The organism is Streptomyces sp. NPDC006134, assembly GCF_040628835.1.
GTDB lineage: Bacteria > Actinomycetota > Actinomycetes > Streptomycetales > Streptomycetaceae > Streptomyces.
Window position 1 is genome coordinate 137,085 of record NZ_JBEXTV010000004.1, and the last position, 22,058, is coordinate 159,142.

19 protein-coding genes are annotated in these 22,058 nt (G+C 72.4%); 10 read left to right on the top strand and 9 right to left on the bottom strand.

Annotated features, from left to right (window positions below; genetic code table 11):
- The first annotated feature begins 281 nt into the window (after nucleotides 1-281).
- The 6 genes from ABZ340_RS04210 (at nucleotide 282) to ABZ340_RS04235 (ending at nucleotide 8,430) form a co-directional block, all read left to right on the top strand.
- Nucleotides 282-2,621, top strand: a complete 2,340-nt coding sequence (locus tag ABZ340_RS04210; RefSeq protein WP_358780191.1) for a bifunctional SulP family inorganic anion transporter/carbonic anhydrase — start codon at nucleotides 282-284, stop codon at nucleotides 2,619-2,621.
- A gap of 332 nt (nucleotides 2,622-2,953) precedes the next feature.
- A complete protein-coding gene (acs, locus tag ABZ340_RS04215; protein WP_358780192.1) occupies nucleotides 2,954-4,909 on the top strand; it encodes an acetate--CoA ligase in 1,956 nt (651 codons plus the stop codon).
- Between the two features lie 223 nt (nucleotides 4,910-5,132).
- On the top strand, nucleotides 5,133-6,563 hold the full coding sequence (nhaA, locus tag ABZ340_RS04220) for a Na+/H+ antiporter NhaA (RefSeq protein WP_358780193.1): 1,431 nt from the start codon (nucleotides 5,133-5,135) through the stop codon (nucleotides 6,561-6,563).
- Between the two features lie 88 nt (nucleotides 6,564-6,651).
- A complete protein-coding gene (locus ABZ340_RS04225; RefSeq protein ID WP_358780194.1) occupies nucleotides 6,652-7,140 on the top strand; it encodes a phage holin family protein in 489 nt (162 codons plus the stop codon).
- On the top strand, nucleotides 7,137-8,120 hold the full coding sequence (locus ABZ340_RS04230; RefSeq protein ID WP_358780195.1) for an alpha/beta hydrolase: 984 nt from the start codon (nucleotides 7,137-7,139) through the stop codon (nucleotides 8,118-8,120). The genes ABZ340_RS04225 and ABZ340_RS04230 overlap by 4 nt, the downstream gene beginning before the upstream one ends.
- A 127-nt stretch (nucleotides 8,121-8,247) precedes the next feature.
- Complete coding sequence (locus tag ABZ340_RS04235; protein WP_358780196.1) at nucleotides 8,248-8,430, top strand: hypothetical protein; 183 nt, start codon at nucleotides 8,248-8,250, stop codon at nucleotides 8,428-8,430.
- 34 nt (nucleotides 8,431-8,464) lie between these two features.
- On the opposite strand, the gene ABZ340_RS04240 is transcribed toward ABZ340_RS04235, so the two are convergent.
- From ABZ340_RS04240 to nth, 3 genes are all read right to left on the bottom strand, one after another.
- Nucleotides 8,465-9,664 (bottom strand): MarP family serine protease, encoded by a 1,200-nt coding sequence (locus ABZ340_RS04240; RefSeq protein WP_358780197.1) that lies wholly within the window; start codon nucleotides 9,662-9,664, stop codon nucleotides 8,465-8,467.
- Between the two features lie 117 nt (nucleotides 9,665-9,781).
- On the bottom strand, nucleotides 9,782-10,471 hold the full coding sequence (locus ABZ340_RS04245; RefSeq protein ID WP_358780198.1) for a CoA pyrophosphatase: 690 nt from the start codon (nucleotides 10,469-10,471) through the stop codon (nucleotides 9,782-9,784).
- A 55-nt stretch (nucleotides 10,472-10,526) separates the two neighbouring features.
- Nucleotides 10,527-11,429, bottom strand: coding sequence for an endonuclease III (gene nth, locus ABZ340_RS04250; RefSeq protein WP_358780199.1), 903 nt, complete (start codon nucleotides 11,427-11,429; stop codon nucleotides 10,527-10,529).
- A gap of 286 nt (nucleotides 11,430-11,715) precedes the next feature.
- On the opposite strand from nth, the gene ABZ340_RS04255 reads away from it, so the two are divergent.
- Entirely contained in the window at nucleotides 11,716-12,390 is a 675-nt protein-coding gene (locus ABZ340_RS04255) for a Crp/Fnr family transcriptional regulator (RefSeq protein ID WP_029382547.1), read from the top strand.
- 152 nt (nucleotides 12,391-12,542) lie between these two features.
- Here ABZ340_RS04255 and ABZ340_RS04260 read toward each other — a convergent pair whose 3' ends face one another.
- From ABZ340_RS04260 to ABZ340_RS04280, 5 genes are all read right to left on the bottom strand, one after another.
- Complete coding sequence (locus ABZ340_RS04260; RefSeq protein WP_358780200.1) at nucleotides 12,543-13,373, bottom strand: MBL fold metallo-hydrolase; 831 nt, start codon at nucleotides 13,371-13,373, stop codon at nucleotides 12,543-12,545.
- On the bottom strand, nucleotides 13,370-14,302 hold the full coding sequence (locus tag ABZ340_RS04265) for an NUDIX hydrolase (RefSeq protein WP_358780201.1): 933 nt from the start codon (nucleotides 14,300-14,302) through the stop codon (nucleotides 13,370-13,372). The genes ABZ340_RS04260 and ABZ340_RS04265 overlap by 4 nt, the downstream gene beginning before the upstream one ends.
- A gap of 48 nt (nucleotides 14,303-14,350) precedes the next feature.
- On the bottom strand, nucleotides 14,351-15,343 hold the full coding sequence (locus ABZ340_RS04270) for an alpha/beta hydrolase (RefSeq protein ID WP_358780202.1): 993 nt from the start codon (nucleotides 15,341-15,343) through the stop codon (nucleotides 14,351-14,353).
- 323 nt (nucleotides 15,344-15,666) lie between these two features.
- Nucleotides 15,667-16,137: a RidA family protein gene (locus tag ABZ340_RS04275; protein ID WP_358780203.1), complete on the bottom strand. Its 471-nt coding sequence runs from the start codon at nucleotides 16,135-16,137 to the stop codon at nucleotides 15,667-15,669.
- Nucleotides 16,134-16,295, bottom strand: coding sequence for a DUF4177 domain-containing protein (locus ABZ340_RS04280; protein ID WP_003975360.1), 162 nt, complete (start codon nucleotides 16,293-16,295; stop codon nucleotides 16,134-16,136). The genes ABZ340_RS04275 and ABZ340_RS04280 overlap by 4 nt, the downstream gene beginning before the upstream one ends.
- 141 nt (nucleotides 16,296-16,436) lie before the next feature.
- On the opposite strand from ABZ340_RS04280, the gene ABZ340_RS04285 reads away from it, so the two are divergent.
- Nucleotides 16,437-17,414 (top strand): ArsA-related P-loop ATPase, encoded by a 978-nt coding sequence (locus ABZ340_RS04285; RefSeq protein WP_358780204.1) that lies wholly within the window; start codon nucleotides 16,437-16,439, stop codon nucleotides 17,412-17,414.
- Nucleotides 17,411-18,910: an ArsA family ATPase gene (locus ABZ340_RS04290; RefSeq protein ID WP_358780205.1), complete on the top strand. Its 1,500-nt coding sequence runs from the start codon at nucleotides 17,411-17,413 to the stop codon at nucleotides 18,908-18,910. The genes ABZ340_RS04285 and ABZ340_RS04290 overlap by 4 nt, the downstream gene beginning before the upstream one ends.
- A gap of 17 nt (nucleotides 18,911-18,927) precedes the next feature.
- Here ABZ340_RS04290 and ABZ340_RS04295 read toward each other — a convergent pair whose 3' ends face one another.
- The gene (locus ABZ340_RS04295; protein ID WP_358780206.1) at nucleotides 18,928-19,269 is read right to left on the bottom strand and encodes a WhiB family transcriptional regulator; all 342 of its coding nucleotides are present in this window, start codon (nucleotides 19,267-19,269) and stop codon (nucleotides 18,928-18,930) included.
- A gap of 472 nt (nucleotides 19,270-19,741) precedes the next feature.
- Between ABZ340_RS04295 and ABZ340_RS04300 the strand changes: the two genes are divergently transcribed.
- The gene (locus ABZ340_RS04300) at nucleotides 19,742-22,057 is read left to right on the top strand and encodes a transglycosylase domain-containing protein (RefSeq protein ID WP_358780207.1); all 2,316 of its coding nucleotides are present in this window, start codon (nucleotides 19,742-19,744) and stop codon (nucleotides 22,055-22,057) included.
- Nucleotide 22,058: the final 1 nt, after the last annotated feature.

Sequence of the window (22,058 nt, forward strand, 5' to 3'; positions counted from 1 at the left end):
GTGCCGTGCCGGGCGGTGCCGTCGGCGCGGTCAAGGTCGCACGGGGAAGAGAAGGAATTAATACGACAAGCCGATCAGATGCGCTTTTCACTCGTCAGAGTGGGTCATTAGGCCATTTGCATGGAAAAGCTATGCCTCCCCTTTACTCAGCATTACGATCCATTTACTGAGCGTTGCCTCATCCCGCCGCTTGACGCCGTGACCCACGGCCGCGCACCCCCGCCCCGGAGGCGGGGAGCCCCCCGTACCGCGACCGCGTAGCCCCGGAGGAGACGGGAAACATGTCAGCCTGCGTCCCCACCCGCGCCGACGAATCGGCTCGGAGCAAGCGCGTTCACCAGCCCCACAGCCCGCCGCACCGGCCCCGCCGCTTCCGCATCGCGGGGGCCGACGTGTCGGCCTCGATCGCGGTCTTCCTGATCGCCCTGCCCCTGTCCCTGGGTATCGCCCTCGCCACCGGCGCCCCCCTCCAGGCCGGCCTCGTCGCCGCCGCGGTGGGCGGGATCGTCGTCGGATGGCTCGGCGGCTGCCCGCTCCAGGTCAGCGGCCCCGCCGCCGGCCTCACGGTGGTCACCGCCGACCTCATCCAGCAGTACGGATGGCGTGCGACCTGCGCCATCACCGTGTTCGCCGGCATCGCCCAGCTGGGCCTGGGCTGCCTGCGCGTGGCGCGCACCGCGCTCGCCGTCAGCCCCGCCATCGTGCACGGCATGCTCGCCGGCATCGGCGTCACCATCGCCATGGCCCAGCTGCACATCGTCCTCGGCGGCACCCCGCAGAGCTCGGTGCCGGACAACCTGCGCGCCCTGCCGGGCCAGCTGGCCGACCTGCATCCGGCCTCGGTGTCCGTCAGCGCGCTGACCCTGGCCCTGCTGGCGCTGTGGCCGCGGCTGCCCGGCCGGACCGGGAAGATCCTGCGCAAGGCCCCGGCCGCGCTCGTCGCCGTCGCCGGGTCCACCGCGGTCGCGGCGCTCGCCGGGCTCCGGCTGCCCAAGGTCGACCTGCCGTCCTGGAGCAACCACGCCCTGGCCGCGCTGCCCGACGGCCCGATGCTGGGCCTGGCCGCCGCCGTCCTGACCATCACGCTCGTGTGCAGCGTGCAGTCGCTGCTCGGCGCGGTCGCCGTGGACAAGCTGGTCGCCGCCCGGCCGGACCTGTCCGGCCGCGTCGCGCGGTCCGACCTGGACCGGGAGCTGCTCGGGCAGGGCGCCGCCAACATCGCCTCCGGCGCGCTCGGCGGACTGCCCATCGCGGGCGTGGCCGTGCGCAGCACCGCGAACGTGAACTCCGGTGCCGTCAGCCGGAACTCCACGATGCTGCACGGCGGTCTCGTGGTGATCGCCGCGCTGCTGACGGCACCGGCCCTGGAGCTCATCCCGCTCGCCTCGCTCGCCGCCCTGGTCATGTCCGTCGGCATCCAGATGGTGTCCCTGAACCACATCCGCACGGTGACCCGCCACCGCGAGGTGCTGGTGTACGTCGTCACCACCCTCGGCGTCATCGGCTTCAACGTCCTGGGGGGCGTCGCCCTCGGGATCGCCGTCGCCGTCGCCGTCGCCCTGCACCGCCTGACCCGTACCCGCATCACGCACGAGGAGAGGGAGGGAGTCCACCACGTACGCGTACGAGGCCAGTTGACGTTCCTCGCGGTGCCACGGCTCAGCCGCACCCTGCACCTCGTGCCGCAGGGCACCGACGCCGTCGTCGAGCTGGACGGGTCGTTCATGGACCACGCGGCGTACGAGACCCTGCAGGACTGGCAGAAGACGCACACCGCGCAGGGCGGCACCGTCGACATCACCGGCCGCCGCCCCGGCACGCGCATCTCCGAGCCCGCCGCATCGGGCGACTGCCGTTGCAGCCCCTGGACGCCCTGGCGCAACCACCAGTGCGACGAACGCCCGCAGAGCGCACCCGAGTCCGGCGGTGCCGAGGGCCCGGCCGGCGAGCCGGCCGGGAACGAACTGGCGCGGGGCATCAGCGCGTTCCAGCGCAACACCGCCCCGCTGGTGCGCGACGAGCTGGCCCGGCTGGCCCGCGAGGGGCAGCGGCCCTCGCAGCTCTTCCTCACCTGCGCCGACTCACGGCTGGTCACCTCGATGATCACGTCCAGCGGCCCCGGCGACCTGTTCGTGGTGCGCAACGTGGGCAACCTCGTGCCGCTGCCCGGCGAGGAGAGCGGCGACGACTCGGTGGCCGCCGCGATCGAGTACGCGGTGGACGTGCTCAAGGTGCGGTCCATCACCGTGTGCGGACACTCCGGATGCGGGGCGATGCAGGCACTGCTCGGCTCCGAGCCGGGGGGAGCGCAAACGCCGCTCAAGCGGTGGCTGCGGCACGGACGGCCGAGTCTGGAGCGCATGGCCGGCACCGGCGGCTCCCCGGTCCGGCTGGCCGGCCGCGAGCCCGCCGACGCGGTCGAGCAGCTCTGCCTGACCAACGTGGTCCAGCAATTGGACCACCTGCGCGCCCACGACTCGGTGGCCCGCGCCTTGCGGGCCGGCGAACTGGAGCTGCAGGGCATGTACTTCCACGTGGGCGAAGCCCAGGCGTACCTGCTCGCCAAGGAAGAGGGTGACGGGGTGTTCGCTCTCGTACGGGAGGCCGAGCTGCCCGCCTGACCCCGTACGGCCCCGGACGGGAAGACCGGTGCGCGGTCCGCCTCGGCGCGGGCCGCGCACCGGCGTGCCGGGGGCCTCGCCCGCCGGTGCGTCGGCAGCCGCCCGCCGTGAACCCCTGCCGCCCGGCATCCGTGCATCCGTGGGTAGGGATGACCGCGGACGGCAGGACCGACAGCCCACACCCCCACAGCCGATAGCCGATAGCCGATAGCCGATAGCCGATAGCCGCCCACAGGTCTAAACCAATTCGCCGTCGGCCCTTGTCACCGCCCCCTCGTGTCTGATGAGCTGTGGCCTGGGACACAGCGCACATCCTGAGAACGGGAGATGTCGTGAGCAACGAAAGCCTGGCCAACCTGCTACGTGAGAACCGCAGGTTCACGCCCCCCGCCGACCTGGCCGCCAACGCCAACGTCACGGCGGAGGCGTACGAACAGGCCAAGGCTGACAGGCTCGGCTTCTGGGCCGAGCAGGCCCGCCGGCTGAGCTGGGCCAAGGAGCCGACCGAGACCCTCGACTGGTCGAACCCGCCGTTCGCCAAGTGGTTCAAGGACGGCACGCTCAACGTGGCGTACAACTGCGTGGACCGGCACGTGGAGGCCGGCCACGGCGACCGCGTCGCCATCCACTTCGAGGGCGAGCCCGGCGACAGCCGCGCGATCACCTACGCCCAGCTCAAGGACGAGGTCTCCCGGGCCGCCAACGCCCTGCTGGAGCTCGGCGTGCGCAAGGGCGACCGGGTCGCCGTCTACATGCCGATGATCCCGGAGACGGCGATCGCGATGCTGGCGTGCGCCCGGATCGGCGCCGCCCACTCGGTGGTCTTCGGCGGCTTCTCCTCCGACGCCCTCGCCACCCGCATCCAGGACGCCGACGCCCGGGTCGTCATCACCGCCGACGGCGGCTACCGGCGCGGCAAGCCCTCCGCGCTCAAGCCCGCCGTGGACGAGGCCGTCGAGCGGGCCGGAAACGTCGAGCACGTGCTCGTGGTCCGCCGCACCGGCCAGGACGTCGCCTGGAACGACTCCCGCGACCTGTGGTGGCACGAGACCGTCGGCCGGCAGTCCACCGAGCACACGCCGGAGGCGTTCGAGGCCGAGCACCCGCTGTTCATCCTCTACACCTCCGGTACGACCGGGAAGCCGAAGGGCATCCTGCACACCTCCGGCGGCTACCTGACCCAGGCGTCGTACACCCACTGGGCGGTCTTCGACCTCAAGCCGGAGACCGACGTGTACTGGTGCACCGCCGACGTCGGCTGGGTCACCGGCCACTCGTACATCGTCTACGGCCCGCTGGCCAACGGCGCGACGCAGGTCATGTACGAGGGCACGCCCGACACCCCGCACCAGGGCCGCTTCTGGGAGATCGTGCAGAAGTACGGGGTGACGATCCTCTACACCGCCCCGACCGCGATCCGCACGTTCATGAAGTGGGGCGACGACATCCCCGCGAAGTTCGACCTGAGCAGCCTGCGGGTGCTGGGGTCGGTGGGCGAACCGATCAACCCCGAGGCGTGGGTCTGGTACCGCAAGCACATCGGCGCGGACCGCACCCCGGTCGTCGACACCTGGTGGCAGACCGAGACCGGCGCCATGATGATCTCGCCGCTGCCGGGCGTGACGGAGGCCAAGCCGGGCTCCGCGCAGCGTCCGCTGCCCGGCATCTCGGCCACCGTCGTCGACGACGAGGGCAACGAGGTGCCGGACGGCGGCGGTGGCTACCTGGTGCTCACCGAGCCGTGGCCGTCGATGCTGCGCACCATCTGGGGCGACGACCAGCGGTTCCTCGACACGTACTGGTCGCGCTTCGAGGGCAGGTACTTCGCCGGAGACGGCGCCAAGAAGGACGACGACGGGGACATCTGGCTGCTCGGGCGCGTCGACGACGTGATGCTCGTGTCCGGCCACAACATCTCCACCACCGAGGTCGAGTCCGCGCTGGTGTCCCACCCGTCGGTCGCCGAGGCGGCCGTGGTCGGCGCGGCGGACGAGACGACCGGCCAGGCGATCGTGGCGTTCGTGATCCTGCGCGGTACGGCGGCGGAGAGCGAGGACCTCGTCGCGGAGCTGCGGAACCACGTCGGCGCCACGCTCGGCCCGATCGCCAAGCCCCAGCGGATCCTGCCGGTGGCCGAACTGCCGAAGACCCGCTCCGGCAAGATCATGCGCCGTCTGCTGCGGGACGTGGCGGAGAACCGGCAGCTCGGGGACGTCACCACGCTCACCGACTCCACGGTCATGGACCTCATCCAGGCCAAGCTGCCGCAGGCACCGAGCGAGGACTGAACGATCGAGGCGATCGCGGACTGATCGATCCGGAAAGGGGCACCCGGCGTCCACAGCGCCGGGTGCCCCTTTCGTGCGACGCCCTCGATATGAACATCATCCAGTCCGCTCATCGCACATTAGGTAAGCTAAGGAACACGTAAGAGACACATCAAGATCCTCATGGTGCGCCGGGAAGTCTGGTCGGCACGTGTTCCGTGCTGCCCACCGACCGGAGGTCCCCGTGTCCGCGCCCCGCACCCCCCGCAAGCTCTTCGACCGCCTCTCGCTGCCGGAGCGGACCTTCGTCGCGGACGCGCTGCGCACCGAGACCGTCGGCGGTGTGCTGCTGCTGACCGCCGCCATAGCCGCCCTGGCGTGGGCGAACATACCCGCGCTGCACGGCAGCTACGAGAGCGTCAGCCACTTCCACTTCGGCCCCGAGGCCCTCGGCCTGCACCTGTCGGTCGCCCACTGGGCCGCCGACGGACTGCTCGCGGTCTTCTTCTTCGTCGCCGGGATCGAGCTCAAGCGCGAACTCGTCGCCGGTGACCTCAAGGACCCGAAGGCCGCCGCCCTGCCGGTGGTGGCCGCGCTGTGCGGCATGGCCGCGCCGGCGCTCGTCTACACCCTCACCAACCTCGCCCAGGGCGGCTCCCTGGCGGGCTGGGCGGTGCCCACCGCCACCGACATCGCCTTCGCGCTGGCCGTCCTCGCCGTCATCGGCACCTCGCTGCCGAGCGCCCTGCGGGCCTTCCTGCTCACCCTGGCCGTCGTCGACGACCTGTTCGCCATCCTGATCATCGCGGTCTTCTTCACGGACTCGCTGAACTTCGCCGCGCTCGGCGGCGCCGCCGTGGGCCTCGCCGTCTTCTGGCTGCTGCTGCGCAAGGGCGTACGGGGCTGGTACGTGTACGTCCCGCTGGCGCTCGTGATCTGGGGGCTGATGTACAACAGCGGCGTCCACGCCACCATCGCCGGCGTGGCGATGGGCCTGATGCTGCGCTGCCACCGCCGCGACGGTGAGGAGCACTCCCCGGGCGAGCACATCGAGCACCTCGTGCGGCCCCTGTCGGCGGGCCTGGCCGTGCCGCTGTTCGCGCTGTTCAGCGCGGGGGTGTCCGTCTCCGGTGGGGCGCTCGCCGACGTGTTCACCCGGCCGGAGACCCTCGGTGTCGTCCTCGGGCTCGTCGTCGGCAAGACGCTCGGCATCTTCGGCGGCACCTGGCTGACGGCGCGTTTCACCCGGGCCTCGCTCAGCGACGAGCTCGCCTGGGCCGACGTCTTCGCGGTGGCGACCCTGGCCGGGATCGGCTTCACCGTCTCCCTGCTGATCGGCGAGCTCGCCTTCGAGGGCGACGCGGCGCTGACCGACGAGGTCAAGGCCGCCGTCCTGACCGGCTCCCTGATCGCGGCGTGCCTGGCCATGGTGCTGCTGCGGATACGGAACACCAAGTACCGCAGGCTGACCGAGGCCGAGGAGCGCGACGAGGACCTCAGCGGCATCCCGGACATCTACGAGGAGGACGACCCGGCCTACCACCTGCGCATGGCGGCCATCTACGACCGCAAGGCCGCCGAGCACCGCCGGATCGCCCAGGAGAAGACCGCCGAGCGGCACGGGCTTGCCGAAGTACCGGGCGGGGCAGGCGAGGAGGACGACGGTCCGGCATGATCTGACGAGACGGTACAAAAGACGGGACCGTACGCAGTCAGGATCAAGACGGCAGCCACGGAACCGCAGGCACAAGAGGGAGACCGCGATGAGCGCACCCGACGGCAGCCCGGTCGGCACCGAACGCAGCATCGGCCAGCTGTTCGCCTCGGCGACCACGGAATTGTCGGCGCTGGTGCACGACGAGATCGCGCTGGCGAAGGCGCAGCTCAAGCAGGACGTCAAGCGCGGCGCGACCAGCGGCGGGGCGTTCACGCTGGCGGGCGTGCTGCTGGTGTTCTCGCTGCCGATGCTGAACTTCGCCCTCGCGTACGGCATCCGCACCTGGAGCCACTGGAACCTGGCGATCTGCTTCCTGCTGTCGTTCGCGGCGAACGTGCTGGTCGCCGTGGTCCTCGCGCTGATCGGCGTGGTCTTCGCGAAGAAGGCCAAGAAGGGCCGCGGGCCGCAGAAGGTCGCCGCCTCGGTGAAGCAGACCGCGGGCGTGCTGCAGAAGGCCAAGCCGCACCCGCGGCCGGAGCTGCCGCAGGACCGGGGCCCCGAGGCCGTCGAGGCTGTGGCACGCTCGTCCTCATGACGGGCTCCTCCCTTCCTCCGGGTCCTCCGGCTCCTCCGGGGCACTCCCCCTCGGCGCAACCCGCCTCGGTCGTCCACCTCGGCGTCCCCGGCGGGCGCGAGGTGACCCACCGGGACGTCGCCGCCAACGGCGCCCGCTTCCACATCGCCGAGCTGGGCGACGGACCGCTGGTCCTGCTGCTGCACGGCTTCCCGCAGTTCTGGTGGGCCTGGCGGCACCAGCTCGTGGCGCTCGCCGACGCGGGCTTCCGCGCGGTCGCCATGGACCTGCGCGGCGTCGGCGGCAGCGACCGCACCCCGCGCGGCTACGACCCCGCGGGCCTCGCCCTGGACATCACCGGCGTGGTCCGCTCCCTGGGCGAGCCGGACGCCGCGCTGGTCGGCCACGACCTGGGCGGCTACCTGGCGTGGACGGCCGCGGCGATGCGGCCCAAGCTGGTGCGGCGGCTGGCGGTGGCCTCCATGCCGCACCCGCGCCGCTGGCGCTCGGCGATGCTCGCCGACCTGCGGCAGACCCGGGCCGGCTCCCACATCTGGGGCTTCCAGCGCCCCTGGATCCCGGAGCGGCAGCTGACCGCCGACGACGGCGCGCTGGTGGGCCGGCTGATCCGGGACTGGGCGGGGCCGCGCGGCGTGGACGAGGAGGCCGTGGAGGTCTACCGCCGCGCCATGTGCATCCCGTCCACGGCGCACTGCTCCATCGAGCCCTACCGGTGGATGGTGCGGTCGCTGGCCCGCCCGGACGGCATCCAGTTCAACCGCCGGATGAAGCGGCCCCTGCGCGTGCCCACCCTGCACCTGCACGGCTCGCTCGACCCCGTGGTGCGGGCGCGCAGTGCCGCCGGATCCGCCGAGTACGTCGAAGCGCCGTACCGGTGGCGGCTGTTCGACGGCCTCGGACACTTCCCGCACGAAGAGGACCCGGCCGCCTTCTCCTCCGAACTGATCAATTGGCTGAAGGATCCCGAACCCGACCGGTGACCGAACGAGCGCACCCGGCATCCACACGGGAACGCTTGTCCGATGAACGGCCACTTGCCCGACGCATAGGCCAATTGGAGGGCCGGCGAGCGGTTATAGACCTTGGGGCGGGGGCACAGGTCCGGGTATGGGCTGGACGCACGACTACAGTGACGCAGCACGCGACCGCCGCTCCACGGGCGGTGTGAGCACCCACCAGCGAGGCGGCGCCTCGCACACGGCGGAGGCGGACCCGCGGGTGGGCATTCCGCGCATCCTGCGCCGCCGGGCCCGCTGGGTCTCGGTACGCCTGCGTCACCCCCGCGGCTGAGAGCCCCGGACAGAAGGGGCGCCCGGCTCGCGCGCTACAGCGCGCAGCTGTCGCTGTCCACCTGCCGGTTCGCGGCCCGGCCCTGCTCGATGTCCTGCCGGATCTCGTCCACGGTGAGCGCGTACCCGGTCTCGGCGTCGTCGAGGGACTTGGCGAAGACCACGCCGTAGACCTCGCCGTCGGTGGTGAGCAGCGGGCCGCCGGAGTTGCCCTGGCGGACGGTCGCGTACAGCGAGTACACGTCACGGTGGACGGTGCCGCGGCGGTAGATGTCGGGGCCGTTGGCGGTGATGCGGCCGCGCACGCGCGCGGCGCGCACGTCGTACGCCCCGTTCTCCGGGAAGCCGGCCACGATCGCGCCGTCGCCGCTGTCCGCGTCCTCGTCCGTGAACCGCAGGGCGGGCGCCTTCAGGTCCGGCACGTCGAGGACGGCGATGTCGCGCCGCCAGTCGTACAGGACGACCGTCGCGTCGTACGCGCGGCCCTCGCCGCCTATCTGGACGACGGGCTCGTCGACGCCGCCGACGACGTGGGCGTTGGTCATCACCCGGCGCTCGGCGAAGACGAAGCCGGTGCCCTCCAGGACCTTGCCGCAGCCGGTGGCGGTGCCCGTGACCTTGACGATGGAGCGCTGGGCGCGGGCGGCGACGGCGCTGTTCGCGAGCGCGGGGTCGGGCGGCCGGACCTCCTTGATCGGCTCGTTCGAGAACGGGCTGAAGACCTGCGGGAAGCCGTTCTGCGCGAGGACCGAGGTGAAGTCCCTGAACCAGGTGTCGGCCTGTGCGGGCAGCGCCTCCGACACCCCCAGCAGCACCTTGGAGCCGCGGACCTCCCGGCCCACCGTGGGCAGCGTGGTCTGGGCGAGGGAGGAGCCGATCAGCCAGGCCACCAGCAGCATCGCGACGACGTTGACGAGGGCGCCGCCGGTGGCGTCCAGGGCGCGGGCCGGGGACCAGGTGATGTACCGGCGCAGTTTGTTGCCGAGGTGGGTGGTCAGGGCCTGGCCCACGGACGCGCAGACGATCACGACGACGACCGCGACGACGGCGGCGGCGGTGCTCACCTCCGCGTCCTCGGTGAGGGCGTCCCAGAGGACGGGCAGCACGTAGACCGCGGCGAGGCCGCCGCCCAGGAAGCCGGTCACCGACAGGATGCCGACGACGAATCCCTGGCGATAGCCGACGACCGCGAACCAGACGGCGGCGACCAGCAACAGGATGTCCAGCACGTTCACCGCTTCAGGCCTCGCCTCGTCGTCTTCCGCTCACATCGGTCCGGCCGGGGGCCTGTCCGCCGCGCGGCGGCAGCGGGACACGGCGTCCCCGGGACACACAGCACGGGGGCCACCCTGTCACGACCGCCAGTCGAGCGGGACCTGCCTGTCCCGGTCCCAGGGCCGCTCCCAGCCCGCGAAGTGCAGCAGCCGGTCGATGATCCCGGCCGTGAACCCCCACACCAGGGCCGATTCGACCAGGAAGGCCGGGCCGCGGTGGCCGGAGGGGTGGACCGCGGTGGCGCGGTGCGCGGGGTCCGTGAGATCCGCCACGGGGACCGTGAAGACCCGTGCCGTCTCGCGGGGATCGACGACACCGACCGGGCTGGGCTCGCGCCACCAGGCCAGCACCGGGGTGACGACGAAGCCGCTGACCGGGATGTAGAGCCGTGGCAGCACGCCGAAGAGCTGCACCCCGGACGGGTCGAGCCCGGTCTCCTCCTCGGCCTCCCGCAGGGCGGCCCGCAGCGGGCCGTCCCCCTCCGGGTCGCCGTCCTCGGGGTCGAGGGCGCCGCCGGGGAAGGACGGCTGCCCGGCGTGCGAGCGCAGCGAGCTCGCCCGCTCCATCAGCAGCAGCTGAGGGCCGCGCTCGCCCTCGCCGAACAGGATCAGCACGGCGGACTGCCGCCCGGCGCCGTCCTCGGGCGGCAGGAAGCGGCTGAGCTGCCGGGGCTGGACCGTCTCCACGGCCCGCACCACCGGGTCCAGCCAGCCCGGCAGGCCCTCCGTGCTGAGCGTCACATCCGGTGTCCGGCTCGCGCGTGTCATCGCCACCCCCGTCGTCCTGCCCTGCTCAACGCCCGGTACCGAGGAGATCGTTCCGTCACCCGGCCCCCAGCGGCGGCGCCGGCCTGCCGCCCGCGTCCAGATAGGACTGCGGGGGCCTCAGGCGCTGGCCGGGGAAGCCGCCCTTCTCGTACTTGAGCAGCTTCTTCGCCTTCTCCGGGTCCGTCTCGCCCTCGCCGTACGCCGGGCAGAGCGGGGCGATGGGGCAGGCGCCGCAGGCGGGCTTGCGAGCGTGGCAGATGCGGCGGCCGTGCCAGATCACGTGGTGCGACAGGTCCGTCCAGTCGCTCTTGGGGAAGAGCGCGCCGACGGCCGCCTCGATCTTGTCCGGGTCGGTCTCGTCGGTCCACTTCCAGCGGCGCACCAGCCGCTGGAAGTGCGTGTCCACGGTGATGCCGGGCCTGCCGAAGGCGTTGCCGAGGACGACGAAGGCGGTCTTGCGGCCGACGCCGGGCAGCTTGACCAGGTCCTCCAGCCGCCCGGGGACCTCGCCGCCGAACTCCTCCGCCAGCACCTTCGACAGCCCGATGACCGACCGGGTCTTCGCCCGGAAGAACCCGCAGGGCCGCAGGATCTCCTCGACCTGCTCCGGGTCGGCGGCGGCCAGGTCCTCGGGGGTGGGGTACTCGGCGAACAGGGCCGGGGTGGTCTGGTTGACCCGCAGGTCGGTGGTCTGGGCGGACAGGACCGTGGCGACCAGCAGCTGGAAGGGGTTGTCGAAGTCCAGCTCGGGGTGGGCGTAGGGGTAGACCTCGGCGAGCTCGCGGTTGATCCGGCGGGCGCGGCGCACCAGCGCGGTGCGCGACTCGTTCCGCGGCGGCTTCGCGGCGGCCGTTCTCACCGGGGCGGCGCCTTCGCCGTCGGCGGCGGTCTTCTTCCCGGCCGCCCGCTGTGCGGGTTTCGCCGCATTCCTGCCACCATCCGGGCTCTGTTCGCCCATGGCGGAATCACGAGGTGCAACCACCCGTTCAGCCCCCTCGGCCTGCGCTCTCACCGGCGATTTGGACACCCGGCCAGCCTACGGCCCGGCGCGGACATCCGTCCCGGACCCTGGAGATCGGCGCCCGATCGGCGTCCAATCGGACCCCTGCCGCGTACCCCGGGACACGTGTGCGGCATCCTTGTGACAGATCACACTGTTTGGACCGTCCGGCAAAATGGGCACCACGGTCCCCTGGTACCCGGGGGAGCAAGATCCCCTGAGCAGGTCGACAAGGAGAGAACTCGTGGACGACGTTCTGCGGCGCAATCCGCTCTTCGCGGCGCTCGACGACGAGCAGGCCGCGGAGCTCCGCGCCTCCATGAGTGAGGTGACCCTCGCCCGCGGTGACTCGCTGTTCCACGAGGGCGACCCCGGAGATCGCCTGTACGTGGTCACGGAAGGCAAGGTCAAGCTCCACCGCACGTCCCCCGACGGCCGCGAGAACATGCTGGCCGTCGTCGGCCCCGGCGAGCTGATCGGCGAACTGTCGCTGTTCGACCCGGGCCCGCGCACGGCGACCGCCACCGCGCTGACCGAGGTCAAGCTGCTGGGCCTGGGCCACGGCGACCTCCAGCCCTGGCTGAACGCCCGCCCCGAGGTGGCCGCGGCCCTCCTGCGCGCCGTCGCCCGCCGCCTGCGCAAGACCAACGACGCCATGTCCGACCTGGTCTTCTCCGACGTCCCCGGCCGGGTCGCCCGCGCCCTGCTGGACCTCTCCCGCCGCTTCGGCGTGCAGTCCGAGGAGGGCATCCACGTCGTGCACGACCTGACGCAGGAGGAGCTGGCCCAGCTGGTCGGCGCCTCCCGCGAGACGGTCAACAAGGCCCTGGCGGACTTCGCCCAGCGCGGCTGGCTGCGCCTGGAGGCCCGCGCGGTGATCCTGCTGGACGTGGAGCGCCTCGCCAAGCGCTCGCGCTGACGCACCGCGCCACCCGTACGGCCGTATGTCCGGCCCGTATGTCCGTACGCCCGCACGGCCGTATGTCCGTACGTCCGCGCGGTCACCCGTGCCGTCGAGGTCCCGTCCCCCCCTTCCGGGAGGCGGGACCTCGCGCGTTTCCCCCGTCCGGGCTAGATGAGCCCGTGCTCCTCCAGGTACTCCAGCTGCGCCCGCACCGACAGCTCCGCCGCCGGCCACAGGGAGCGGTCCACGTCCGCGTACACGTGGGCGACGACCTCGGCCGGGGTCAGGTAGCCGTCCTCGACGGCCGTCTCCACCTGGGCGAGGCGGTGCGCGCGGTGGGCGAGGTAGTACTCGACGGCCCCCTGGGCGTCCTCCAGGACGGGTCCGTGGCCGGGCAGCACCGTGTGCACCCCGTCGTCGACCGTGAGGGACCTCAGGCGCCGCAGGGAGTCCAGGTAGTCGCCCAGGCGCCCGTCGGGGTGCGCCACGACCGTCGTACCGCGCCCCAGGACCGTGTCGCCGGTCAGGACGGCCCGGTCGGCCGGCAGGTGGAAGGAGAGGGAGTCCGCGGTGTGGCCGGGGGTCGGTACGACCCTCAGCTCCAGGCCGCCGACGGTGATCACGTCCCCGGCGGCCAGGCCCTCGTCGCCCAGCCGCAGCGCCGGGTCGAGGGCACGTACGCGCGTGCCGGTCAGCTCGGCGAAGCGGGCGGCGCCCTCGGCGTGGTCCGGGTGGCCGTGGGTCAGCAGGGTCAGGGCGACGCGCTTGCCCGCCTGCTCGGCCGTGGCGACGACGTGGCGCAGGTGGCCCTCGTCGAGCGGGCCGGGGTCGACGACGACGGCCAGGCCGGAGTCCGGCTCGGAGAGGATCCAGGTGTTCGTGCCGTCCAGGGTCATCGCCGAGGGGTTGGGCGCGAGGACGTTCACGGCCCGTGCGGTGGCGGGTCCCGAGAGGGCCCCGCCGCGGGGCCGGCCGGGCAGGGCGGTCGTGTCCGTCATGCGGGGGCTCCCCCGGTCTCGGTGGTCGTCGGGTTCTGCTCGGTGGTGTGCCCGGCGGCCGGGGCGGGCCGGACGCGCCGGGTGAACTCGTCGTGGCCCGGCCAGGAGAGCACGATCTCGCCGTCGGCCAGGCGGGCCCGGGCCAGGACGGGCGTCAGGTCACGGCCGGGCGCCGCGGCGAGCGCCTCGGCCGCCGAACCGTACGCCGACAGCTCGCGCAGGGTCGCGATGGTCGGCGGCATCATCAGCAGCTCGCCCTTGTCGTACCCGGCCGCCGCGCCGGCCGGAGTGATCCACACCGTCCGGTCCGCCTCCGTGGAGGCGTTGCGGGTGCGCTGCCCGCGCGGGAGCGCCGCCACGAAGAACCACGTGTCGTAGCGGCGGGCCTCGAACTCGGGGGTGATCCAGCGCGCCCAGGCGCCGAGCAGGTCCGAGCGCAGGACCAGGCCGCGCCGCTGGAGGAACTCCGCGAAGGACAGGTCGCGGGCGACCAGGGCCGCCCGGTCGGCCTCCCAGTCCGGGCCCGTGGTGTCGCCGACGACGGAGCCGGCGGTGGGACCGGCCAGGAGGACGCCCGCCTCCTCGTACGTCTCCCGTACGGCGGCGCAGACGATGGCCTGGGCCGCGGCCGCGTCGACGCCGAGCCGGTCCGCCCACCACGCGCGCGTGGGGCCCGCCCAGCCGATGTCCCGGTCGTCGTCACGCGGATCGACGCCGCCGCCCGGATAGGCGTACGCGCCCCCGGCGAAGGCCATGGAGGCGCGGCGGCGCAGCATGTGCACGACGGGGCCGGCGCCGGTGTCCCTGAGCAGCATGACGGTGGCCGCGCGTCTGGGGGTGACCGGGGTGAGGCTGCCCGCCGCGAGCGCGCGGATGCGGTCGGGCCACTCCGGCGGGTACCACTGACCATTCGCCTGTCCATGCGCCATGGCCGGAGGCTATCCGGTGACGGGCGGATGTTCGAGGGGCCCGTGGGTTCACACGGGCAGGGCGGCCAGCCAGTCGGTCAGGATCCGGTTGGTCTCCTCGGGGCGCTCCTGCTGGACCCAGTGGCCGCAGCCGTCGAGGAGGTGCGCGGCGGACAGGCCGGGCAGCGTGTCGGGGTACGCCTCGATCGCGCCGGACAGCCAGGTGGTGGAGGCGTCCAGGGCGCCGCCGACGAAGAGGGACGGCTGGGTGAGGGCGGCGCCGTGGTGGGCGGCCAGGTCGGCCCAGTCGCGGTCCATGTTCCGGTAGCGGTTGAGGGCGCCGGTCAGTCCGGTGCGTTCGAACTCCCCGGCGTAGACGTCGAGGTCCTCCTCGGTGAGCCAGGAGGGCAGCCGCCCGGCGGGGAACCGGTCGCGCATCCTGCCGCCGGCGGTGACGAAGTGCGGGTCGGGGGCGCCGGACGGGGGCATGGTGTCGGCCGACAGGGCGGCGTAGAGGCCGGCGAGCCAGCCGCGGACGTCGGGCTCGATCTCCGCCTCGGCGCGGCCGGGCTCCTGGAAGTACGAGACGTAGAACTCCTGCCCGGCGGACGGGCCGCCCATCGCCGCGAACGCCTCGCTGGGCTTCGGTCCGCCGGGCGGGGTGTACGGCACGCTGAGCAGGCCCACGGCGCGGAACACGTCGGGCCGCAGCAGCGCGGAGGTGGCGGCGATCGGCGCGCCCCAGTCGTGTCCGACGATCACCGCGGACCGCTCGCCCAGGGCCTCCACCACGGCGACGTTGTCCGCCACCAGCTCCGTCATCCGGTACGCGTCGACCGCCTCGGGCCGGGAGGAGCGCCCGTAGCCGCGGACGTCGAGCGCGGCGGCGCGGAATCCGGCGGCGGCCAGGGCGGGGAGCTGGTGGCGCCAGGAGTACCAGGACTCGGGGAAGCCGTGGACGAGCAGGACCAGGGGGCCGCTCCCCTGCTCGACGAGGTGGATCCGGCCGGCCGGCGCGGGCACCAGGCGGTGGACGGGGCCGGTCGTGGACGGGTGCGGCATGGAGTCCTCCCGGACGTGTGCGGGCGACCGGCATCCGGACGGCTGCCGGGTCCGTACGGGGCCCGGCGCTCCGGACGGCTCCCGGGCGGCCTGCTCCCGGGCGGACGCGGGCGGCCTTGCTCCCGGGCGGACGCGGGCGGCCCGCACCCGGGCGAGCGCGGCCGGACGGCACGCGAGCGGCCGGCGCGCGGACGGCCGCACGGTCCCGTGCGGGGCCCCGCCGACGATCCTGCGACGGCCGTCACACCGGCACCAGGGTTTTTGCCGAACCGGCAAACAGCCGCGGCCCGCCCGGCCCCGGACGCCCCTTCTGTTCGGGGCTCTTACGCCTGCGCCACCAGCTCCACCTGGATCTCGACCTCCACCGGCGCGTCCAGCGGCAGCACCGCCACGCCGACCGCGCTGCGGGCGTGGACGCCCTTGTCGCCGAGGACCTCGCCGAGGAGTTCGCTGGCGCCGTTGACGACGCCCGGCTGGCCGGTGAAGTCGGACGCGGACGCCACGAAGCCGACGACCTTCACCACGCGCGCGATGCGGTCGAGGTCACCGGCGACGGACTTCACGGCGGCCAGGGCGTTCAGCGCGCAGGTGCGCGCCAGCTCCTTGGCCTCCTCCGGGGTCACCTCCCCGCCCACCTTGCCGGTCACCGGCAGCTTGCCGTCCACCATCGGCAGCTGGCCGGAGGTGTAGACGTACGGCCCGGACTGCACGGCCGGCTGGTAGGCGGCGAGCGGCGGCACGACCTGCGGCAGCGAAAGGCCGAGTTCGGCCAGTTTCGCCTCGACCGCGCTCACGCCTGCTTCTCCCGCTTCAGGTAGGCGACGAGCTGCTCGGGGTTGTTCGGCCCGGGCACGACCTGGACGAGCTCCCAGCCGTCCTCGCCCCAGGTGTCCAGAATCTGCTTCGTCGCGTGGACGAGCAGCGGCACGGTTGCGTATTCCCACTTGGTCATGCGGCCGACTCTAGCCGCTGGTGCGGGCGGGTCCGGCGGCCGACTCCAGCCGCCGGTGCGGGCGGGTCCGGCGGCCGGCCGCGGCCCCGTTGTCCACAGCCTGCCGCCCGGACCGCGCCCGGACTGGTTACGCTCGAAGACGTGAGCAGGCTCCAGGTCGTCAGCGGCAAAGGCGGAACCGGCAAGACCACGGTGGCCGCGGCCCTCGCGCTGGCCCTCGCCACCGAGGGGAAGCGCACGCTTCTCGTCGAGGTCGAGGGCCGCCAGGGCATCGCGCAGCTCTTCGAGACCGAAGCGCTGCCCTACGAGGAGCGGAAGATCGCCGTCGCTCCGGGGGGCGGGGAGGTGTACGCCCTCGCCATCGACCCCGAACTGGCCCTTCTGGACTACCTCCAGATGTTCTACAAGCTGGGCAGCGCGGGCCGGGCCCTGAAGAAGCTCGGCGCGATCGACTTCGCCACCACCATCGCGCCCGGTCTGCGGGACGTCCTGCTGACCGGCAAGGCGTGCGAGGCGGTGCGGCGCAAGGACAGGAGCGGGCGGTTCGCGTACGACTACGTCGTGATGGACGCCCCGCCGACCGGGCGCATCACCCGCTTCCTCAACGTCAACGACGAGGTCGCCGGGCTCGCGAAGATCGGCCCGATACACAATCAGGCGCAGGCCGTGATGCGCGTGCTGAAGTCGCGCGAGACGGCGGTGCACTTGGTGACGCTGCTGGAGGAGATGCCGGTCCAGGAGACCGCGGACGGCATCGCCGAGCTGCGGGGCGCACGGCTGCCGGTGGGGCGGATCATCGTGAACATGGTCCGGCCCGAGGTGCTGGACGCGGCCGGCCTGGACCTCGTACGGACCACACCGCGTACGGCCCTGGCGAAGTCCCTGTCCTCCGCCGGGCTCGGCGGGGCGCGGCGCGGCGGGCACGCCGAGCGGCTGGTGGACCCGCTGCTGGCGCAGGCGGAGGAGTACGCCGAGCGGTACGCGCTGGAGCAGGAGCAGCGAGCCGTCCTCGGCGAGCTGGGCCTGCCGCTGCACGAACTGCCGCTGCTCGCCGAGGGAATGGACCTGGCGGGACTGTACGAACTGGCCACCGAGCTGCGGAAGCAGGGGATCGCATGAGTCCGGACCCGGCCGAGACCCGGGCGCCTTCCCACAAGCGGGATCAGGCCCGGAGCCAGGCCCAGGAGGGCGCCCGTCACCTCTCCCCCACGCGGGTGCTGGAGATCGATCCGCTGCTGGAGGACCCGAAGACCCGCATCGTGGTGTGCTGCGGTTCGGGCGGGGTCGGCAAGACCACCACCGCGGCGGCGCTCGGGCTGCGCGCGGCCGAGCGGGGCCGGAAGGTCGTCGTCCTCACCATCGACCCGGCCCGGCGGCTGGCCCAGTCCATGGGCATCGACTCCCTCGACAACACCCCGCGCCGGGTGAAGGGCATCGACGACTCCGCGGGCGGCGAGCTGCACGCGATGATGCTCGACATGAAGCGCACCTTCGACGAGATCGTCGAGGCGCACGCGGACCCGGAGCGGGCGGCCGCGATCCTGGGCAACCCCTTCTACCAGTCGCTCTCGGCGGGCTTCGCGGGCACGCAGGAGTACATGGCGATGGAGAAGCTGGGGCAGCTGCGGGCCCGCGACGAGTGGGACCTCATCGTCGTCGACACGCCGCCGTCCCGGTCGGCGCTGGACTTCCTGGACGCGCCCAAGCGCCTCGGCTCCTTCCTGGACGGGCGGCTGATCCGGCTGCTGACGGCTCCGGCGAAGCTGGGCGGGCGCGCCGGGATGAAGTTCCTGAACGTCGGCATGTCGATGATGACCGGCACGCTCGGCAAGCTGCTGGGCGGTCAGCTCCTGAAGGACGTGCAGACGTTCGTGGCCGCGATGGACACGACCTTCGGCGGGTTCCGTACGCGCGCGGACGCGACGTACCGGCTGCTCCAAGCCCCCGGCACGGCGTTCCTGGTGGTCGCGGCCCCGGAGCGGGACGCGCTGCGCGAGGCCGCGTACTTCGTGGAGCGGCTGGCGGCCGAGGACATGCCGCTCGCCGGGCTGGTGCTCAACCGGGTCCACGGCAGCGGTGCCGCCCGGCTCTCCGCCGAGCGGGCGCTCGCCGCCGCGGAAAATCTTGAAGAGTCCCGCATTGTGGATCAGGACGACGGGAAAGCTGGTCTTCGTAACTCTCCCGACACGTACGGTAGTTCAGACGCTCCTCGGCAGGGCTCCGCCACCCCGGACGCTCCCGCCGCCAAGGCACCGGATCCCGGTGATGGCTCCCCCACCACCACGCAGGCCACCGGGCCTACCGGGGCCACGGCCCCGGAGGCGGACCTGGCGGCAGGCACGCACACGGACACGGACGACGCGGACACGGACGCGGACGACGCGGAACGCTCGGTCGACCAGCTGGCCGCCGGTCTGCTGAGGCTGCACGCGGACCGTATGCACCTGCTCTCCCGCGAGCAGCGCACACGTGACCGCTTCACCGCGCTCCACCCGGAGGTGGCCGTGACCGAGGTGGCCGCGCTCCCCGGCGACGTGCACGACCTCGCGGGGCTGCGGGACATCGGGGACCGCCTCGCGACGGGCCGGCCGGAGCTGCCCGAGCCGCAGGGGTGAGGCGGAGGCGGCCGGCCTCAGCTCACGGCCGCGTAGGTCGTCGCCTCGCACACGTCGTCGTCGAGGGACACGACACCGGTCCCCCGCTCGTACTCCATCCGCGCCGTCTCCAGCAGCCTGCGCCAGGAGGTCACGGTGGGCCGCCGGCGCAGCAGTGCGCGGCGCTCCCGCTCCGTCATGCCTCCCCAGACGCCGAACTCGACGCGGTTGTCCAGCGCGTCGGCCAGGCACTCGGTCCGCACCGGGCATCCGGTGCACACCGCCTTGGCCCTGTTCTGCGCTGCTCCCTGAACGAACAGTTCATCCGGATCGGTAGTGCGGCAGGCAGCCTGCGCACTCCAGTCGGTTACCCAGCCCATACCGGCGCCGTCCTCTCCCGAATCGAGGCTCCCCCACGGCGGCAGCGGCATATTCACCGCCGCCAGTTGAGGACGTTACGGAAGGCGGGCACAGCGCAACACCCCCAGCGGGCCCAATCTTGAATGGTCCGAACGGACTATGGGTAAGCGGCAGATCACCCGGGGGAGTGACCTGGCGACATGCGCGACGAACCCGGCATACGGGCCATTTTCCCTGCGCCACAACGGACACCGGATAACACATGAGGCGGATTCGGACACGGGCTCACCACGCCGTGGCACACGCGCCGCCACACCCCGACGCGCTCCGGCGCACACCGGCCGGAGCCCCGACGGAAGAAAACAGAGCAGCACCGGAACGATTCGGCAGCGCCGGACGTGTTGATACACGACCTGACTGCTGTGACAGTTGAGAGCAGCTTAGGCCAAGGGATATACGCGTGTCCGGCGAATGAGAACGTAGGCTTCCTTCATGCCAAAGAAGCGCTCGGGCGGTGGTCTGTCGCCGACACAGCAGGCCGCCAAGTTCCTCGGTGTCAGCGTGCTCTCGGGAGCGGTGCTGGCCGGCATCGCGCTGCCCGCGGTGGGCGCGCTGGGCCTCGCCGCCAAGGGATCGGTCGAGAGCTTCGACGAGCTCCCGGCCAATCTGAAGACCCCGCCGCTGAGCCAGCGCACCACGATCCTCGACGCCGACGGCGGCCTGATCGCCACGGTCTACTCGCGCAACCGCACGGTGGTCGGGCTGAAGGACATCTCGCCGTACATGCAGAAGGCGATCGTCGCGATCGAGGACTCGCGCTTCTACCAGCACGGCGCGGTCGACCTGAAGGGCGTGCTGCGCGCCCTGAACAAGAACGCGCAGAGCGGCGGGGTCGCCGAGGGCGCCTCCACGCTCACCCAGCAGTACGTGAAGAACGTCTTCGTCGAGGAGGCCGGCGACGACCCGACGAAGGTCGCCCAGGCCACCCAGCAGACCCTCGGCCGCAAGATCCGCGAGCTGAAGTACGCGATCCAGGTCGAGGAGGAGCTCGGCAAGAAGGCGATCCTCGAGAACTACCTGAACATCACCTTCTTCGGCCAGCAGGCGTACGGCATCGAGGCCGCCGCCCAGCGGTACTTCTCCAAGCCCGCCAAGGACCTCAACCTCCAGGAGTCCGCCCTCCTCGCGGGCATCGTCCAGTCGCCCACCCGCTACAACCCGGTGAACGACGAGGCGGAGGCCACCAAGCGGCGCAACGTCGTGCTGCAGCGCATGGCCGAGGTCGGCGACATCTCCCAGGCGGAGGCCGACCGGGCCAAGAAGACCCCGCTCGGCCTGAAGGTCAGCCAGCCCAGGAACGGCTGCATCACGGCGGTGAACGACGCCGGCTTCTTCTGCAAGTACGTGGAGAAGGTGTTCCTCACCGACCCGGCCTTCGGCCGGACCCGCGAGGAGCGCGCCAAGCTCTGGAACCAGGGCGGCCTGACCATCCGTACGACGCTGGACCCGCAGGCGCAGGAGGCCGTGCAGGCCTCGCTCAAGGACCACGTCGACCGGTCGGACGAGGTCGCCGCGGCGGCCACGCTGGTCGAGCCCGGCACCGGCAAGATCGTCGCGATGGGCCAGTCGAAGCCGCTCGGCTCCGACGTCAAGAAGCACGAGACCGAGTACAACTACTCGGTCGACGCGGCCATGGGCGGCTCCAACTTCGGCTTCCCGACCGGTTCGACGTTCAAGCCGTTCGTGGCGGCGGCGGCGCTGGAGGAGGGCCGGCCGCCGACGCAGGAGTACTCCTCACCGTACGAGATGGAGTACCCGAGCCCGGTCCGGACGTGCAGCGACAAGCCCTGGGTCAACGCGCGGGGCGAGACGGTCGAGAACGAGAACGAGTCGGAGGTCGGCCCCTACCGGATGAAGGAGGCGATGGCCAAGTCGGTCAACACCTACTTCGTCCAGCTGCTCTCCGACATCGGCCTGTGCCCGGTGGTGAACCTCACCGACAAGCTGCACGTCCGGCAGGGCAACGGCGACAAGGTCCCGCAGACCCCGTCCTCGCTCTCCCTCGGCTCGATCGGCCTGTCCCCGCTGACGATGGCGAGCGCGTACGCCGCCTTCGCCTCCCGCGGCATGTACTGCACGCCGGTCGCCGTCGAGTCGGTCACCCAGAAGATCGGCAACGACAAGCGCTCGCTCCAGGTGCCCAAGTCGACCTGCTCGCGGGCCATGTCGGAGAAGACCGCGGACAGCATCAACACCCTCCTGCGCGGCGTGGTCGACTCCGGCACGGGCAAGCAGGCCGGCCTCAGCGACCGCGAGAGCGCCGGCAAGACGGGTACGACGGACGAGCGCAAGAACGCCTGGTTCGTCGGCTACACGCCGAACATGTCGGGCGCCGTGTGGGTCGGCAGCGCCACCCAGCAGGTGGAGATGAAGAACATCACCATCGGCGGTGTCTACCGTCCCCTGGTCTACGGCGGTGAGGTCCCCGGCCCGATCTGGAAGGACGCCATGTCCGGCGCCCTCGCGGGCAAGGAGGCCCCGTCCTTCCACCTCGTCGACATCCCGGACGACACCCGGGACCGGGAGCGGGAGGACGGTGACGGCGGTGACGCCGGTGACGGCGCCGACAACGACGACGGAAACAACGGCGACCACGGCGGCGGTGACGGCGACGGCTTCCTCGGTGGCCTGATCGACGGCGGCACGAACGGCGGCGCCTTCCCGAATCCCTCCTTCTCCCTCCCGGAGAACTTCGTCCAAGGCCAGGGGAACGGCGGCGGGAACGGGAACGGGGGGCGGCGCGGCTGAC

Coding starts and splice junctions, on each gene's coding strand:
- ABZ340_RS04235 (WP_358780196.1), top strand. CDS start 8,248: ATGGGCTGGACGCACGACTACAGTGACGCAGCACGCGACCGCCGCTCC.
- ABZ340_RS04230 (WP_358780195.1), top strand. CDS start 7,137: ATGACGGGCTCCTCCCTTCCTCCGGGTCCTCCGGCTCCTCCGGGGCAC.
- ABZ340_RS04290 (WP_358780205.1), top strand. CDS start 17,411: ATGAGTCCGGACCCGGCCGAGACCCGGGCGCCTTCCCACAAGCGGGAT.
- ABZ340_RS04295 (WP_358780206.1), bottom strand. CDS start 19,269: ATGGGCTGGGTAACCGACTGGAGTGCGCAGGCTGCCTGCCGCACTACC.
- nth (WP_358780199.1), bottom strand. CDS start 11,429: ATGGGCGAACAGAGCCCGGATGGTGGCAGGAATGCGGCGAAACCCGCA.
- ABZ340_RS04210 (WP_358780191.1), top strand. CDS start 282: ATGTCAGCCTGCGTCCCCACCCGCGCCGACGAATCGGCTCGGAGCAAG.
- ABZ340_RS04300 (WP_358780207.1), top strand. CDS start 19,742: ATGCCAAAGAAGCGCTCGGGCGGTGGTCTGTCGCCGACACAGCAGGCC.
- ABZ340_RS04265 (WP_358780201.1), bottom strand. CDS start 14,302: ATGGCGCATGGACAGGCGAATGGTCAGTGGTACCCGCCGGAGTGGCCC.
- ABZ340_RS04270 (WP_358780202.1), bottom strand. CDS start 15,343: ATGCCGCACCCGTCCACGACCGGCCCCGTCCACCGCCTGGTGCCCGCG.
- ABZ340_RS04260 (WP_358780200.1), bottom strand. CDS start 13,373: ATGACGGACACGACCGCCCTGCCCGGCCGGCCCCGCGGCGGGGCCCTC.
- ABZ340_RS04245 (WP_358780198.1), bottom strand. CDS start 10,471: ATGACACGCGCGAGCCGGACACCGGATGTGACGCTCAGCACGGAGGGC.
- ABZ340_RS04280 (WP_003975360.1), bottom strand. CDS start 16,295: ATGACCAAGTGGGAATACGCAACCGTGCCGCTGCTCGTCCACGCGACG.
- ABZ340_RS04225 (WP_358780194.1), top strand. CDS start 6,652: ATGAGCGCACCCGACGGCAGCCCGGTCGGCACCGAACGCAGCATCGGC.